This window comes from Streptomyces sp. NPDC048257, from assembly GCF_043201855.1.
Taxonomy (GTDB): domain Bacteria; phylum Actinomycetota; class Actinomycetes; order Streptomycetales; family Streptomycetaceae; genus Streptomyces.
The window spans coordinates 70,417-86,313 of the sequence record NZ_JBICZI010000013.1; the positions used below are offsets into that span (position 1 = coordinate 70,417).

The following is a 15,897-nucleotide window of genomic DNA, read 5'->3' on the forward strand; positions in this document are numbered from 1 at the left end:
CTCACTTGCCGAAAAGCGACATTCAACTCTTACCGGATAACTGAACTGTCCCTATTGGACGGTTAGATCCAGGTTCTGGCCGGGCTTGATCAGATCGGCGTCCTCGCCGATGACCTGCTCGTTGGCCTCGTAGAGACCGTTCCAGCCCCCCTTTACGCCCTTGGCAACCGCGATGGTGGCCAGGCTGTCGCCCGCCTGGACCGTGTACGTGGGGCTCGACGGGGCGTCAGAGGGCGCCGCCGGCTCGGCCGCCGGGGCGCCGCGGTGCTTGCCGCTGCCCTCGACGGGAGTGGTGGCCGGGTCCTCCGGGGTCCCGGGGGTCCCCGGGGCCGCGGGGGCCGTCGGGTCGACCGGGGGCAGGCCGGGCGTCGCGGGCGGGGTCGTGGGCGCGGTCGGGTCCACCGGCAGCGTCGGAGCCGTCGGGTCGACGGGGGCCGGCGTGGTGGCCGGGTCGCCCGGCTGGGCCGGCGCCGTCGGGTCGACGGGGGGCGTCGTCGGGATGTCCGGTGCGGGCATGACGGGCAGTCCGACGGACGGGGCGTCGGGGATGAGGAACGGGGTGTCCGACGGACCCGGGGTCGGCGTCGGCGAACCGTAGTCCGTGGACGGCTTCTCGCCCGCGGTGGACGGAACGCTGTCGTCCGGGCGGGACTGCGTGGGGGCGAGCGGGCCCTTGCCGCCGCCGGGCAGACCGGGGTCCACCTGCGCGGCGGGGCTCTTCCCGTCCAGTCCGGCCGAGGCCGCGCACAGCGGCCACGCCTGCGGACCCTGCGAGGCCAGCACCCGCTCGGCCACGGCGATCTGCTGGGACCGGCTCGCCAGGTCGGGGCGCTCGGCGAAGTCGAGCCCGCCGGCGCCCTGCCACTGCTCCTGGGTGAACTGCAGTCCGCCGTACGCGCCGCTGCCGAAGTTGGCGCTCCAGGAGCCACCGCTCTCGCACTCGGCGACCTTGTCCCATGTGGACGTGTCGGCGGCGGTGGCGCTGGTTGCCGCCAACAGCGGCAGAGCCAACGCGGAGCCAGTGACTCCGGCTGTGACGACCAGCGCGGGGACCTGGCGGGGGCGTCTGTGACGGCCGTTCCCGGAACGCATGTAGGTGCACCTTTCGCATAACAGCGGGGTAACGGCAGAACCTAGCGGCCTTCGAACGATTGTCACAAGTTCAAGCTGGATCTGACTTTTAATCAGATTCCGCTTAAGTGTTTTGAGCCGTGAAGCGAACGGGAAGAGTACGCAGCCCTCGCATGATCAACCCCCCACGCCAGCGCAGGTCTTGGGGCGGAACGGCGAGCTCCAGATCGGGCAGACGGGTCAGCAGGGTCGCGAGCGCGGTCTGTCCCTCGAGCCGGGCGAGCGGGGCGCCCACACAGTAGTGGATGCCGTGTCCGTACCCGAGGTGCTGGTTGTCGGTCCGGGAGAGGTCGAGGGTGTCCGGGTCGGCGAACCGCTCGGGATCCCGGTCGGCGGCCGCGAGGACGACCAGGACCGGATCGCCGACGTCGACGTGCATGCCGCCGAGGGTCAGCGGCTCGGTGGCGAACCGCCAGGTCGCCAGCTCCACGGGGCCGTCGTAGCGCAGCAGTTCCTCGACCCCGGTGGCCAGCAGTCCGCTCTCGCCGGCGGCGAGGGAGAGCTGGAGGCGCTCGCGCTGGTGGGGGTTCATGAAGAGGGAGTGGACCCCGTTGCCGATGAGGTTCACGGTGGTCTCGAAGCCGGCGAAGAGCAGGATGAAGGCCATGGCGGTGGCCTCGCCCTCGGTCAGATGGTCGCCGCGATCGCTCGCCCGGATCAGGTCGGAGATCAGGTCGTCGCCCAGATCATCCCTTTTGCGGTGAATGAGTTCACCGAGATAGGTCCGCATCTGCTTGACCGACCGGGCGACCCCGCCGCGCGGTCCGCCGCCGTGGCGGATCATCATGCCGGCCCAGTCGCGGAAGTCGTCCTGGTCCTCGCGCGGTACGCCGAGCATCTCGCAGATGGCGTAGATGGGGAGCGGGAAGGCGAACTCGTGAATGAGATCCGCCTCTCCCTTCTGTGCGAACCCGTCGATCAGGTGGTCGGTGAGCGCCTGCACCCGCGGGGCGAACTCGGCGACCCTGCGCGGGGTGAACGCCTTCGACACCAGCCGCCGCAGCCGGGTGTGGTCCGGCGGGTCGATGTTGAGCAGGTGGGTCATCAGCTCCGCCTTGCGCTCCCCCGGGATCCCGGTCTTGCCCTTGGCGTGCGCGGGCTCCGCGTGGTGCGCCGGATTCTTGCTGAGCCGCTGGTCGGCGAGGGCCTGGCGGGCGTCGGCGTACCGGGTGACGAGCCAGGCCTCGACCCCGCTCGGCAGCTTGGTGCGGTGCACCGGGGAGTGCTCGCGCAGCCATGCGTAGGCCGGGTAGGGGTCGGTCGCGAACTCCCAGTCGAAGAGGGTGGGGCCCTCGGTGGACGGGGTGTCGGCGGAGTTTTCGGGAGTCTGCTCGTGCACCTGATGACCGTATCCCGGCGCCGAACCCCCACCCGATATGCGTGGCTTGTCGCGGCTGTCCGTAGATCGGCGATCCCTTGACCTGACCTTCTCCGACATTCCTACTTTCGGTCTTGTGGATGCGAGGATCTTGAAGAGCAGTTTCGCGGTGGTGGAGAGGCGGGCCGAGCACGCCGTCAAGTTCTTCTACTCCCACCTCTTCTGGCACAACCCAGGGGTCCGCGCCCTCTTCCCGGCCTCCCTCCACGAGATGGAGCGCCAGCGGGACCGGCTGTTCGCCGCGCTCACCCACGTCATCTCCCACCTCGACGACGAGACCCTCGGCCCCTACCTGCGCGACCTGGGACGCGACCACCGCAAGTTCCTGGTCCGCCCCGAGCACTACACGGCCGTCGGCGCCAGCCTGCTCGCCGCCCTCGCGGAAACCTCCGGCGAGGCCTGGACCCCGCCCGTCGAGAAGGCCTGGGCCGAGGCGTACCAGGTCATCGCCGACGCGATGACGGCCGCCGCGGACGCGAGCGAGGACCCGCCGTGGTGGGACGCGGAGGTCGTGCGCCACCTCCAGTACGGGCCGGACATCGGCGTGCTGACCCTGCGGCCGCACGTCCCCTTCCCCTATCTCCCGGGCCAGTACACGAGCGTGAGCAGCGATCGGGTCCCGACGACCTGGCGCACCTACTCGATCGGCAACGCCCCCCGCCCCGACGGCACCCTCGACCTGCACGTCAGCCGGATCGAGCGGGGAAGGCTGAGCACCGTGCTGGTCCGCGAGACCCGGCCCGGCGACCTGCTGCGGCTCGGCGCCGCCGGCGGGCAGCTGACCTTCCGCCGCGGGGACCGCCCGGTCAGCCTGATCGCCGCCGGCACCGGCTGGGCGCCGATCCGGGCCATGCTGGAGGACCTCGCGGAGCATCCTCCCGATCAGGACGTACGGCTCTTCGTGGTGGCCCGGGACGGCGCGCACCTCTACGACCGCCCGCTCATCGACGCGTACGCCGCCCGCTGCGGCTGGCTCGCCGTCACCTACATCGCACCCGCCCCCGGGCAGCACCGCAACCAGGCCACCGACCGGCTCGCGACCGCGCTGGGCCACCGGGGCCTGTGGCCGGACCAGGACGTCTACCTCAGCGGTCCGCCGCAGTTCATCGACGAGACCGCCCGCCTCCTCCAGGAGCTGGGCGCCCACCCCGGCCGCCTCTTCCACGACTCCGTACCGGCCCGGGGCCACCGGGAGTCGGAGCGCCCGCTGGGCTTCGGCGAGTGGTTCCTGGACCCCCCGGCGCCCCACTGGCACAACCCGTCGGCCCGCGCGCCGAGGTCGTACTAGACGTACCGGACGCACGGGACGTACCGGAGACGCACGGGCCGTACGGGACGTACCGAAGGCGTACGGAAGACAAACGGAGCGGCTACTCCCCCGGCTCGCCGAGGCCCTCGGCGGCCCGGATCGCGTCCCGGTAGGCGCGGGCCGCGGCGCGCAGCGCGGTCTCGGGGTCGGTGCCCGCCGCCTCGGCGCGTGCCGCGAGCTCCAGCAGCTCGTACCCGATGCCCTCGCCGCGGGGCAGCTCCACGGCCACACCGCCCGTACGGGCCCGGCCCGCGAGCTTGGCCGCGAGCGCCAGACCCGGCTGGCCGACCGGGATCCCGTCGGTGACCGACTCCCGCCGCTTCTCCACCGCCTTGGTGCGCTGCCAGTGCGCGCTGACGTCCTCCGGGGTCTCGGCCTTCGCGTCGCCGAAGACGTGCGGGTGCCGGTGGATCAGCTTCGTCACCAGGGCCCCGGCCACGTCGTCGATGGAGAAGGCCTCGTCCGGATCCTCCTGCTCCTCGGCGATCCGCGCGTGGAAGACCACCTGCAGCAGCACGTCCCCGAGCTCCTCGCGCAGCTCCTCCCGGTCCCCGTCCTCGATGGCCTCGACCAGCTCGTACGCCTCCTCGATCGCGTACTTGGCCAGGCCCCGGTGGGTCTGCCGGGAGGTCCACGGGCACTCGCGCCGGACCCGGTCCATCACCTGGACCAGATCGAGCAGGCGCGCGCCCGGCAGGTCGTAGGAGCCGGGCAGGAGTTCCAGGTCGGGCATGGAGACCCGGCCCGAGCCGGCCAGCCGGGCCAGCCCGTCGGTGAGCCGCTGGTCGCCCTCGCCGCCCGGGAGCACCACGACCGTACGGCCGCCCGCGCAGGCCTCGACCAGCGCCTGCGCGTCCGGGCTCTCGAACGCGACCTCGATGCCCGCCTCGCGCAGGTACGGCAGCTGCGGATGGCCGGGGTCGGCGCACAGCACCCGGTCCGCGGCGTGCAGGGTCTGCCACGCCGGCCAGGACAGCACACCGGGGGCGACCCGGTGGCTGGTGGTCAGCAGGACGATGCGGCCCGTGGGCCCGTCGGCGTCGGCGGCGGTGGGTTCGGAGTGCTCGGTCACCCTGCGAACCTACCTCCGATCCCTCCGCCCACGGCCCGGGGGGACCCCGGAGCGTCAGGCTCCGGCGGGGGCCTGCTCGGGGCGGGTCCGCTGGGTGATCCAGGGCGTCTCCCCGCCGCCGAGCTTGATCTCCTTGGCGTCCCAGGCGCCGTAGCGCGGGTTCACCTCGATGTGCAGGGCCTCCACGGCGGCGCGGGCGGGCGCCTCCAGCTTGCCGGCGCCGTACGTGGCGGTGAGCTTGGTGATGAGCACCCGGTCCCGCAGGAAGCGGTCGATCTGGCCGGGGGCCATGGCGCCCTTCTGCAGGAACCGCGCCTCGAACTCCTCGTTCCCGCCCGCGTCGTCGACGTACGTCCTGCGCTCGTCCTCGATGTCCTTCTCGGTGGCCGTGAGCCCGGCGGTGCCGGCCATCTTGTCGACGATGTGGCTCTGGAGGAGCGCGTCGAGCTTCTGCCGCTCCAGGTGGGGGGTGCTCGCGATGAGTTCGGCGGAGGCCTGCCCGGAACGGTTCTGCGCCGCGCGGACGTCGTTCACCTGGGCCTGGAGCGCGGAGGTGGTGATCCGTTCGCTGCCCACGACGGCCGCGGTGCCGGGACGGGTCTCGCCCGAGCAGGCGGACAGCAGGGGCGCCGCCACGAGCAGGGCGGCGGAGACGGAGAGCGCTGTGCGACGGTGCAAAGGAGCCTCCAGGGCCGGGAGATTGTGCGTCGGTGCACAAAGGGCCGTGCGGTGATCGATGTTATGAGGTCACGGTGATCCGGACCACCGGTTCGACCAACGATTCGCGCGCGGACTGAACACGCACCGTTCATAAGCGAGTCGGCGGGCGCCCGCGTACCCGCCGCGCGGCCCGTCACCCATCCTGGGGACCCGGCCACCCGAGTGGTGACCGGATCGGCCGTTGGCCACCCTGGGGCCACCCCTCGGTCACCCGGCGCTGCCAGGGTCGGCCCACCATGTCGACTACGCACCGCTCGCCGCGCCGCTCACTGCACCCCTCACCGCATCCCTCACCGCGCCCCTCACCGCGCCGCCGGAGTCTGCTCGGCTCGGCGCTCGGCGCCCTCCTCACGGCGGTGGCCGTGTGTGCCGGGGACGCCGCCGCCCGCGTCTTCCCGTACGGATCGCGCCACCGCAGCATCAACGACCTCGGCAATCAGTTCGTCCCCTTCCACGCCCAGCTGTGGGACCTCCTGCACGGCCGTGCGGAGGGCGGGCTGCTGTTCAACTGGCGCTCCGGATACGGCATGAGCTTCCTGCCGGACCTCGGCACCTACCTGACCAGCCCCTTCGCCGTCCTCGTCGGGCTCTTCCCGCGCGCGGACATCGACCTCGCGGTGTACGTCGTCACCGTGCTCAAGATGTCGGCCGCGGCGGCGGCGATGGCCTGGCTGCTGCGCACGCAGCGCCGCGGCCCCTGGTGGGCGGCCGGGCTGCTCGGGGCCTCGTACGCGCTGTGCGGCTGGTCGGTGATCGAGGCCTCGTACAACCCGATGTGGCTGGACGGGCTGATCGCCTTCCCCCTGCTGTGCCTGACCGGTGAATGGGCCCTGCGCGGGCGGCGGGTCCTGCTCGCGCCGCTGGTCGTCGCCCTCTGCTGGACGGCGAACTTCTACACCGCCTACATGGCGACCCTGGGGGCGGCGCTGGTGCTGCTGGTACGGGTGGTGCTCACCCGGGAGGGCGCCCGGGCCCGGTCCGCGGTGATCGCGCGGGCGGCCGGCACGACCGTGCTCGGGATCGCGCTGGCGGCGCCCGTGCTCCTGCCCCTGTTCCTCAGCTCCGGGCGGGCGTACCCGGGGTGGGTCAGGGAGTTCCTGCCGGTGTCCTGGGCGGACCTGTTCGCGCGGCTGCTGCCGGGGACCTACTCCTTCTCCTCCCCGGCCGTCTTCGTGGGCACCGGGACCCTGCTGCTGGTGGCCGCGCTGCCCTTCCACCGGGCGGTCCCGCGGCGCACCCGGCTGTGGTGGGCGGGACTGACCGTGGCCGTGGCGCTCTCCCTCCAGTGGGCGCCCACGCACCTGGCCTGGCACCTCTTCGCGACCCCGAACGGAAGCCCGTACCGGCAGACCTTCGTGCTCGCCGGGATCGCCGTGATCGCCGCCTGGACCGGGCTGGCAGCGGGCCTGCCGCGGCCCCCGGCGCTGGCGGCGGGTGCGGGCGTACTGGCGGCCGCCGGGCTGTGGGCGCACGACAGCACCCTGGTGACCTCGTCGGGGTACGCGCTGTTCGGCGGCGGGCTGGTACTGGCGGGCGCGGCCTGGTGGGCGCTGCGCCACCGCCGGCTCGCATGGCCGGCGGCCGGGCTGCTGGCCCTGGTCCTGCTGGCACAGGCCGCCGCCACCACCGCCTACGGCCACAAGGGCAAGCTGGGCGGTCTGGACGACTACCCCTCCTGGGGCTCCGCGCACACCGCGCGTGCCGAGGCCCTGGCCGGCGCCGAGGGCTGGCCCGCCTACCGCACCGACCCGAGCCGGCCCGCCCTGTCGGGCAACGACCCGCTGCTGCTCGGCGGCGAGGGCGGCTCGTACTACAGCAGCCACACCCCGGAGGTGTTCACGCGCACGATGGTCGCCCTCGGCGCCGGCTGGACCTCGCGCGGACGCAACGTGCAGAGCATCGACAACCCGGTGACGGACGCCGTCTTCGCGGTGGGCGCCCGCCTCCAGCCCGACGGCACGGTCCGCCGCGCGCAGGTACCGCCGCTGGTGACGACCCGCCCGCCCGGCGCCGCCGTCTCCTACGCCGGCGACTCCCCCTTCGCCAACCAGGAAGCGCTGCTGGGCGCCCGGGTGTACGAGGACCCGCTCGCCCCCGGGGTGTGCCGCGCGGGCACCGAGGCCTACCTGTGGGCGCCGGAGTACAACGCCACGGCCCGCCTCGCGGACGGCCCCGCCTTCCGCCTGAACGGCAACGCCCCGCGCAACCGGGCCGCCCTCCAGCCGATGGGCGTCTCGCGCGGGGCCCCCTCGGCGCTGGTCTTCGACGCGGCCCCGCCCCCGCGGTGGACCCTGTCCTGCCTGGACCGGGCACGGCTGGACACGGCGGTGGCCGCCCTGCGGGCCACCGCGGCGACCTCGGTCCGGGTCGGCTCCTCGGGGATCCGGGCCGAGCTGCCCGAGGGGGCCACGGGCACGGCGGTCCTCTCGGTGCCCGCGATCTCCGGCTGGACCTGCAACGGCCGCCCGGCCGCCGCCCACTTGGGGCTGGTGGCGATCCCGCTCGCCCCCGGCACCACCCGGGTGAGCTGCGCGTTCCGGCCGCCGGGCCTGGCCCCGGGGGCTGCCGTGGCCGGGGCGGCGTGCCTGGTCCTGGTCCTCCTGCTGTTCGTGACGGGGCGGCGCCGGCCGGGTCTCAGCGGACCTGGCTGAGCCAGTGCAGGGTGCGGCGGATCTCGGCCGGGAAGGGGTGGGCGGGGCCGTGCAGCCGTTCCGCGTCGAACAGCAGCCGGGCCAGGGTGTCGTGGGCCGCCTGGCGGTCGCCGAGGGAGAGCAGCAGGTGGGCTATCCGGCGCCGGACCTCCAGTGGCAGGCCCGGATCCGGGTTGGCGTAGTGGTTCTCGAAGAGCGGCAGCAGCGAGCGGTACTCCGCGAGGGCCGCGGCCGGCTCGCCGAGTTGCTCCAGGCACTGGGCCGAGTCGTAGCGGAAGCGCAGGGACTGGGGGTCCCCGGCCGGGAACTCGTCGGCGAGGCGGCGCAGTTCCGGCAGGGCGCGGCGGTACTGGCCGTCGTCCATGAGCGTGGCGGCGTACTGCTTGCGCAGGGAGCGGACCACCGGGGAGTGCTCCCCGTGTTCGGCGGCCGCCGCCGGCAGGATCCCGCCGAGGATGTCCACGGCCTGGGTGAGCCGCCCCTCGTCCAGGAGCTTGCGGGCCTCGTCCACGGCTCCGGGTACGTCGGCCTTCGGCGGCGCGGGCGGGGTGCTGGGCCGCGGGGGCACGACCGCGGCCCGGTCCGGCCAGGGGGCCTGCGGGCGCAGGAAGGGCCGGGTCGGGTCGAGCGGGCCGGACGGGGTGCGGCTGCCGCGGGCGGGCAGCAGCGGGGCCAGGGCCTCGTAGACCTCCTGGGCGGAGGAGGGCCGGTCCTGCGGGTCCTTGGCGAGGAGGTGGAGCAGGAGCTTCTCCAGCTCCGGCGGGACCTCCGGGCGCAGTTGGCGGACCGGGACCGGGGCCTCGTACAGGTGGCGGTGCAGGACTCCGAGGGCGGTGGAACCGGCGAAGGGGACGTTGCCGCTGAGGAGCTCGTAGAGCAGCACGCCGAGGGCGTAGAGGTCGGTGTACGGGCCCACGGCGCCGCTTATGGCCTGCTCGGGCGCCATGTACGCGGGGCTGCCGATGGGCGAGCCGGTGCTGGTGAGACGGGTGGTGTCGGTGTCCATCACCGAGGCCACACCGAGGTCCAGGACGAGCACGGTGCCGTCCGGGCGGACCATCACATTGCGCGGCTTCAGGTCCCGGTGCACGATCGGCACCGCGTGCACGGCCGACAGGACCGAGCACAGCTGCGCGACGACGGCGACCGCCCACTGCCAGGGGTAGGGGTCGTGCGCGGCGAGGTGGTCGGCGAGGTCGGATCCCTCCACGTAGCCCATGACGAGGAAGAGTTCGTCGCCGTCGCTGCCGGCGTCGTGCACGGTGACCAGGCCGGGGTGGTCGACCTGTGCGGTGACCCGGCACTCGCGCACGAAGCGGCGGCGCAGCTCCTCGGCGACCGTGCCGGGGCCGGCGACCTTGTCGGGGCGCAGCAGTTTGACGGCGACCCGTCGGTCGAGGCGCTGGTCGTACGCGGTCCAGACCTGGCCCATGCCGCCCTGGCCGAGGATGCTCGCGAGCTGGTAGCGCTCGCCGATGAGCCGATCGGTCACTGGTGGGGGTCCTGGAACGGGGTCTGATGGGGATCGTGGCGCGGGCCGCCGGTCGGCGGGGTCTGCTTGCGCAGCAGCTCGCTGAGCTCGTCGAGCTCGGCACGGACCTGCCCGATGCGCGGGGGCGGGGTCGCCTGCGGGGGCACCTGCGGCGGTGCGGGGGTGGGTGTCGGGGTGGACGAGGGGGTGGAGGGCCGGGTGGTGGCCGTGGCGGCGGGCGGGTAGCCGTAGGCCGGTCCGGACGCCTGCGGATGCACGTACGGAGCGGACTGCGGGTACCACTGGGCGGTCGGCGCCGACCGGAGGGCCTCGTGGTGCTTGATGTCGGCGACGAGGAAGTACACACAGATCGCGAAGCCGGTGAAGATCGAGCCACCGGCACCCAGGTTGCCCTGCCAGCCGTTGACGTCGGGCGTGGGGTCGATCTGGATGAGCGTCATCCACACGACGGCGAGCACGCCGCTGACCACCATCAGCATCCAGTCACGGGACTTGCGGGTGACCAGGGCGAGCCGCAGCAACGACCCCCAGGCGAGGAAGCCGCAGCTGAGGATGGGCAGCAGCACGAACACCACGCGCAGTGCCGTCACACCCGAATCGGACTGGGGGCCGTGCTGCGGCGGAAGGCCGGGGCCGTGCATCGCTGCTCCTGACGGGCCGTGCGGAAGAAGTTTCGGGTCTGAGGGTATACAGCGTTCCCGGCCATGAGTGAGGGGATGGACGCAACCGTTGCACGCTCGCAGCACGGCACTCCTCGCCGGCCGGCTCCGCCGCCCGGATCCCCCGTACGCTCCTTCCGGCCTGCTCCCCGCCGAAGGCCGACGGCCAGGAGGCGCTCACGGTCACCGCGGGCTCCGGCGTCTTCCCATCGGCCGGCGCGTCCCCCCGACGGGCCCGGGAACCGCAGGGCCCGGGCCCGTCGGGAACGGCGTCGCTACGAACCGAGGATCGTGGTGAGGAACTCGCCGGTCCAGGCGAGGAGTTCCCGCCCGACCACCGGCTTGCCGCCGATCCTGCCCGCCTTCGGGCGCGGGACCAGGATCTGCGAGGTGGCGGGCTTGAGCACCGTCCCCGGGTAGAGCCGCTTGAGGCGCAGTTCCTGCGACTCGCGCAGTTCCACCGGCCCGAAGCGGATGTTGTTGCCCTGGAGGGTGATGTCCCCGACCCCGCAGGCCCGGGCGAGCATCCGCAGGCCGGCCACCAGCAGCAGGTTCTCCACCGGCTCCGGCAGCTTGCCGTAGCGGTCGGTGAGTTCCTCCCGGACGGCCTTGATGTCGGCCTCGGAGTTGGCCGAGGCGATGGACCGGTACGCCTGCAGGCGCAGTCGCTCGCCCGGCGCGTAGTCGTGCGGGACGTGCGCGTCGACCGGCAGCTCGATCTTGACCTCGAGCGGCGGCTCCTCCTCCACCCCGCCCTCGACCGCGGCCCGGTAGTCCGCCACGGCCTCGCCCACCATGCGGATGTAGAGGTCGAAGCCGACGCCCGCGATGTGGCCGGACTGCTCGCCGCCGAGCAGGTTGCCCGCGCCGCGGATCTCCAGGTCCTTCATCGCCACGTACATGCCGGCGCCCATCTCGGTGTGCTGGGCGATGGTGGCCAGGCGCTCGTGCGCGGTCTCGGTGAGCGGCTTCTCCGGCGGGTACAGGAAGTACGCGTACCCGCGCTCGCGGCCACGGCCGACCCGTCCGCGAAGCTGGTGCAGCTGGCTCAGGCCGAAGTTGTCGCCGCGCTCCACGATCAGGGTGTTGGCGTTGGAGATGTCGATGCCGGACTCGACGATCGTGGTCGAGACGAGCACGTCGAACTTCTTCTCCCAGAAGTCGACGACGACCTGCTCCAGGGCCTGCTCCGACATCTGGCCGTGGGCCGTCGCGATCCGCGCCTCGGGCACGATCTCGCGCAGCCTGGCGGCCGCCCGGTCGATGGACTCGACCCGGTTGTGGATGTAGAAGCACTGGCCTTCGCGCAGCAGCTCGCGGCGGACGGCCGCGCCGATCTGCTTCTCCTCGTACGGGCCGACGAAGGTGAGGACCGGGTGCCGCTCCTCCGGCGGGGTGGTGATCGTCGACATCTCGCGGATGCCGGTCACCGCCATCTCCAGGGTGCGCGGGATCGGGGTCGCGGACATCGTGAGCACGTCGACGTTGGCGCGGAGCTTCTTCAGCTGCTCCTTGTGCTCCACGCCGAACCGCTGTTCCTCGTCGACGATGACCAGGCCCAGGTCCTTGAACCGGGTCTCCTGCGAGAACAGCCGGTGCGTACCGATGACGATGTCGACCGAGCCCTCCTTGAGGCCCTCCAGCGTGGCCTTGGACTCGGTTTCGCTCTGGAAGCGCGACAGCGCCTTCACCTTGACGGGGAACTGGCTGTAGCGCTCGGAGAAGGTGCCGAAGTGCTGCTGCACGAGGAGGGTCGTCGGGACGAGGACGGCGACCTGCTTGCCGTCCTGGACCGCCTTGAAGGCGGCGCGCACCGCGATCTCGGTCTTGCCGTAGCCGACGTCGCCACAGATGAGCCGGTCCATCGGAACCGACTTCTCCATGTCCTCCTTGACCTCGGCGATGGTGGTGAGCTGGTCGGGCGTCTCCGCGTACGGGAAGGCGTCCTCCAGCTCGCGCTGCCAGGGGGTGTCCGGCCCGAAGGTGTGGCCGGGGGCCGCCATGCGCGCGCTGTAGAGCTTGATGAGGTCGGCGGCGATCTCCTTGACGGCCTTCTTCGCGCGCGCCTTGGTCTTGGTCCAGTCGGCGCCGCCGAGCCGGTGCAGGGTCGGGGCCTCGCCGCCCACGTACTTGGTGACCTGCTCCAGCTGGTCGGTGGGGATGTAGAGCCGGTCGCCGGGCTGTCCGCGCTTGGCCGGCGCGTACTCCACCAGCAGGTACTCGCGGGTGGCGCCCTGGACCGTGCGCTGGACCATCTCGACGTAGCGGCCCACGCCGTGCTGCTCGTGGACGATGTAGTCGCCGGCCTCCAGGGTCAGCGGGTCGATCGTCTTGCGGCGCCGGGTCGGCATCCGGCCGAGGTCCTTGGTGGCGGTGCGCTGGCCGGTCAGGTCGGTCTCGGTGAGGACGGCCAGGCGCAGCACCGGGTCGACGAAGCCGTTGTCGATCGAGCCGCAGGCCACGTGGACCAGGCTCGGCTCCAGGGCGCGCAGTTCCGGCTCCAGCCGGGCCGCGATGCCCTCGCCGCCGAGGACCTCGACCGTACGGGCGGCCGGGCCGTGTCCCTCGGTGAGGTAGACGATGTGCCAGCCGTCGGAGATCCAGCCCTTGGTGTCGGCCAGCGCCCGGGCGGTGTCGCCGCGGTAGGCCTCCGGGGCGTGCATGCCGAGCTTGAGGGTGTCGCCGCCCACGGTCTCGTCGGCGGCGAAGGGGGACACCGACCACCACATCATGTCCAGCTCGCGGGCCCGGTCGCGGACGTCGGCGATCCCTCGGAGCGAGGCCGCGCCCACGTCGATGGGGGCCTCGCCGCCGCCGGCGGTGGCCGCCCAGGAGGCCATCAGGAACTCCTGGCTGGTGGCCACGAGGTCGGCGGCGCGGGTCCGGACCCGCTCGGGGTCGCAGACCACGGCCATCGACCCGGCGGGCAGCACGTCGATCAGCAGTTCCATCTCGTCGACGAGGACCGGGGCGAGGGACTCCATGCCCTCGACGGCGATCCCCTCGGCGATCTTGTGCAGCAGCTCGCCGAGCTCGGGGTGGGCCTCGGCGAGGGCCGCGGCCCGCTCCCGTACCTCGTCGGTCAGCAGCAGCTCGCGGCAGGGCGGGGCCCACAGCCCGTGCTCGGCGACCTCCAGGGAGCGCTGGTCGGCGACCTTGAAATAACGGATCTCCTCGACCTCGTCGCCCCAGAACTCGATGCGCAGCGGGTGTTCCTCGGTGGGCGGGAACACGTCGAGGATGCCGCCGCGCACGGCGAACTCGCCGCGCTTCTCGACGAGCTCCACCCGCGCGTACGCCGCGGCGGCCAGCGCCTCGGTGATCTCCCCGAGATCGGCTGCGCCCCCCTGCCGCAGGCTGACCGGGACCAGTTCCCCGAGCCCCTTGACCTGCGGCTGGAGCACGGACCGGATGGGCGCGACGAGCACGCTCACCGGCCCCGCGGCCGGGTCGTCCTGGCTCGGGTGCACCAGCCGGCGCAGGACGGCGAGCCGACGGCCCATGGTGTCGCTGCGCGGGCTGAGCCGCTCGTGCGGGAGCGTCTCCCAGGACGGGTACTCCACCACCGTGTCCTGGCGGCCCGGCGGCATCATGGAGCGCAGCGCCGCCGCCAGGTCCTCGGCCTCGCGCCCGGTGGCGGTGACCGCCAGCACGGTCCGCCCGGTCTGGTGGGCCAGCGCGGCGATCGCGAAGGGCCGCGCGGCGGCGGGGCCGACCAGGTCCACGTGCATGCGCTTGCCGTCCCCGGCCGCGGTGACCGCCTCGGCGAGGGCGGCATCACGGGTGACGGCGTCGAGCAGTCCGTGCAGGCTCATGAAGAGGCTTTCCGTCCGGTGAAGGTCTGGGGTGTGAAGGTGCGGGGGCTGCGGTACGAGGGGTGGAGCGGGCAACGCGAAGGGCCCGACACGTCGCACGGGCCGGGGGTTCCCACCCTACGACGACGCCCGGCGGACCGCTTTACGATGTTCTTGTTCTGACTGCCCGAGCTCGCCGCGTCGCCTTCCGCCGGGGAGACGTCCACCGAGGAGCACGAGTCCGTGACGAGCGATGCGATAGCCCGCCCGGCGCCGGTGGCACCGGTACCGGCGAAGCACGGCCCGAGCTCGTGGGCGCCGCCCTGGCTGGTGGCCGCCGGGCTGTTCGTCGTCTACCTCGCCCTGTCCGTCGGACGCTTCCGGCGGATGGACTGGGCCTCCTGGGACCTGGGGATCTTCGAGCAGGCGATCCGCGCGTACGCGCACCTGCAGGCGCCCGTCGTCGATCTGAAGGGGCCGGGGGCCAACATCCTCGGGGACCACTTCAGCCCGATCATCGCGCTCGTCGCCCCCGTCTACCGCGTCTTCCCGGGGCCCATCACGCTGCTGGTGGTGCAGGCCGCGCTGTTCGCGGTGTCCGCCGTCCCCGTCACCCGGGCGGGCGTACGGCTCCTCGGGCGGCCCCGCGGGCTCGCCGTCGGCATCGCGTACGGGCTGTCCTGGGGCATCCAGCGGGCCGTGGAGTTCGACTTCCACGAGATCGCCTTCGCCGTGCCCCTGCTGGCCTTCTCGCTGGAGGCGGTGCTCGCCCGGCGCTGGCGGGCCGCCCTACTGTGGGGGCTGCCGCTGGTCCTCGTCAAGGAGGACCTCGGCTTCACGCTCGCCGCGCTGGCCGTGGTGGTGGCCTGGCGGGCCCGGACCACCGACCGGCGGACCGCCGTGACCGCGCTCGGCGTGGCCGCCGCGGCCTGCGCCTTCGCCGTCCTGGTGTTCACCGTCCTGGTACCGGCCTTCGCCACCGCGGGCTACGGCTACTGGGACAAGATCGACGGCGCCGGTCCGTTCGCCGGCATCGGCACCAAGCTCACCACCCTGGCGTGGGTACTGATCCCCACCTCCGGGCTGCTCGCCCTGCGCTCGCCGCTGCTCCTGGTGGCCGCGCCCACCCTCGGCTGGCGGTTCCTGTCCGGGGACGACCACTACTGGTCCACCGACTGGCACTACAGCGCCGTCCTGATGCCGGTGGTGGCCCTCGCCCTCGTCGACGCCGTCGACTCCGTCCGGCGCAGCGGACGGCCCCGGCTGCGCGCGTACGCCCTCCAGCTGCCGACCGCCGTCCTTGCGGCCGCCCTCGCCCTGAGCGCGACGGCCATGCCGACCGCCAAGCTCGCGGAGGCCCGTACGTACGAGAAGCCCGAGCGCGTCACCGCCATCGAGCGGCTCCTGGACCGGATCCCCGACGGGGCGACCGTGGAGGCCGACACCACCCCGCTGACCCGGCTGACGTCCCGCTGCCGGGTGCTGTGGATCGGCGGCAGCAAGGGCGTCGTGCCCGACTGGATCACCATCGACAACTCCTCCAAGTGGGCCGGCGAGGACCCGACCGGCTACGCCCGCCAGCTCCACCCCGGCGAGCAGTTCACCCTGGTGGGTGAGGCGGCCGGCATCGTCCTGATGCAGCGGGGATGAACCGCCCCCGGAAACGACGCCGGTCCGGAACCCGAAGGTCC

General features: G+C 73.1%; 10 protein-coding genes. 3 read left to right on the forward strand and 7 right to left on the reverse strand.

What is annotated here, in order from left to right; genetic code table 11:
- Positions 1 to 51: 51 nt before the first annotated feature.
- Both ACGFZK_RS23800 and ACGFZK_RS23805 read right to left on the reverse strand, forming a co-directional pair.
- The gene (locus ACGFZK_RS23800) at positions 52 to 1,092 is read right to left on the reverse strand and encodes a transglycosylase family protein (RefSeq protein ID WP_393850868.1); all 1,041 of its coding nucleotides are present in this window, start codon (positions 1,090 to 1,092) and stop codon (positions 52 to 54) included.
- A 103-nt stretch (positions 1,093 to 1,195) separates the two neighbouring features.
- Positions 1,196 to 2,470, reverse strand: a complete 1,275-nt coding sequence (locus ACGFZK_RS23805) for a cytochrome P450 (protein ID WP_393850869.1) — start codon at positions 2,468 to 2,470, stop codon at positions 1,196 to 1,198.
- Between the two features lie 130 nt (positions 2,471 to 2,600).
- Here ACGFZK_RS23805 and ACGFZK_RS23810 point away from each other — a divergent pair, with 130 nt between their 5' ends.
- A complete protein-coding gene (locus ACGFZK_RS23810; protein ID WP_393850870.1) occupies positions 2,601 to 3,797 on the forward strand; it encodes a globin domain-containing protein in 1,197 nt (398 codons plus the stop codon).
- Between the two features lie 82 nt (positions 3,798 to 3,879).
- Here ACGFZK_RS23810 and ACGFZK_RS23815 read toward each other — a convergent pair whose 3' ends face one another.
- Positions 3,880 to 4,890 (reverse strand): nucleoside triphosphate pyrophosphohydrolase, encoded by a 1,011-nt coding sequence (locus tag ACGFZK_RS23815; protein ID WP_393850871.1) that lies wholly within the window; start codon positions 4,888 to 4,890, stop codon positions 3,880 to 3,882.
- Positions 4,891 to 4,944: 54 nt separating this feature from the next.
- Positions 4,945 to 5,568, reverse strand: a complete 624-nt coding sequence (locus ACGFZK_RS23820; protein ID WP_393850872.1) for a SurA N-terminal domain-containing protein — start codon at positions 5,566 to 5,568, stop codon at positions 4,945 to 4,947.
- A gap of 278 nt (positions 5,569 to 5,846) precedes the next feature.
- Between ACGFZK_RS23820 and ACGFZK_RS23825 the strand changes: the two genes are divergently transcribed.
- Complete coding sequence (locus tag ACGFZK_RS23825) at positions 5,847 to 8,261, forward strand: YfhO family protein (RefSeq protein WP_393850873.1); 2,415 nt, start codon at positions 5,847 to 5,849, stop codon at positions 8,259 to 8,261.
- On the opposite strand, the gene ACGFZK_RS23830 is transcribed toward ACGFZK_RS23825, so the two are convergent.
- The 3 genes from ACGFZK_RS23830 to mfd all read right to left on the reverse strand — a co-directional run bounded on the left by ACGFZK_RS23830 (position 8,245) and on the right by mfd (position 14,227).
- Complete coding sequence (locus ACGFZK_RS23830) at positions 8,245 to 9,753, reverse strand: protein kinase (RefSeq protein WP_393850874.1); 1,509 nt, start codon at positions 9,751 to 9,753, stop codon at positions 8,245 to 8,247. The two genes, ACGFZK_RS23825 and ACGFZK_RS23830, sit on opposite strands and share 17 nt — an antisense overlap.
- Positions 9,750 to 10,343 (reverse strand): hypothetical protein, encoded by a 594-nt coding sequence (locus tag ACGFZK_RS23835; RefSeq protein ID WP_393850875.1) that lies wholly within the window; start codon positions 10,341 to 10,343, stop codon positions 9,750 to 9,752. The genes ACGFZK_RS23830 and ACGFZK_RS23835 overlap by 4 nt, the downstream gene beginning before the upstream one ends.
- A gap of 344 nt (positions 10,344 to 10,687) precedes the next feature.
- Complete coding sequence (mfd, locus tag ACGFZK_RS23840) at positions 10,688 to 14,227, reverse strand: transcription-repair coupling factor (RefSeq protein ID WP_393850876.1); 3,540 nt, start codon at positions 14,225 to 14,227, stop codon at positions 10,688 to 10,690.
- A 222-nt stretch (positions 14,228 to 14,449) separates the two neighbouring features.
- On the opposite strand from mfd, the gene ACGFZK_RS23845 reads away from it, so the two are divergent.
- A complete protein-coding gene (locus tag ACGFZK_RS23845; RefSeq protein WP_393850877.1) occupies positions 14,450 to 15,856 on the forward strand; it encodes a DUF2079 domain-containing protein in 1,407 nt (468 codons plus the stop codon).
- Positions 15,857 to 15,897: the final 41 nt, after the last annotated feature.

Bases quoted from the DNA above. Each gene is read 5' to 3' on its own strand.
- ACGFZK_RS23800 (WP_393850868.1), bottom strand. From the start codon at position 1,092: ATGCGTTCCGGGAACGGCCGTCACAGACGCCCCCGCCAGGTCCCCGCG.
- ACGFZK_RS23825 (WP_393850873.1), top strand. From the start codon at position 5,847: ATGTCGACTACGCACCGCTCGCCGCGCCGCTCACTGCACCCCTCACCG.
- mfd (WP_393850876.1), bottom strand. From the start codon at position 14,227: ATGAGCCTGCACGGACTGCTCGACGCCGTCACCCGTGATGCCGCCCTC.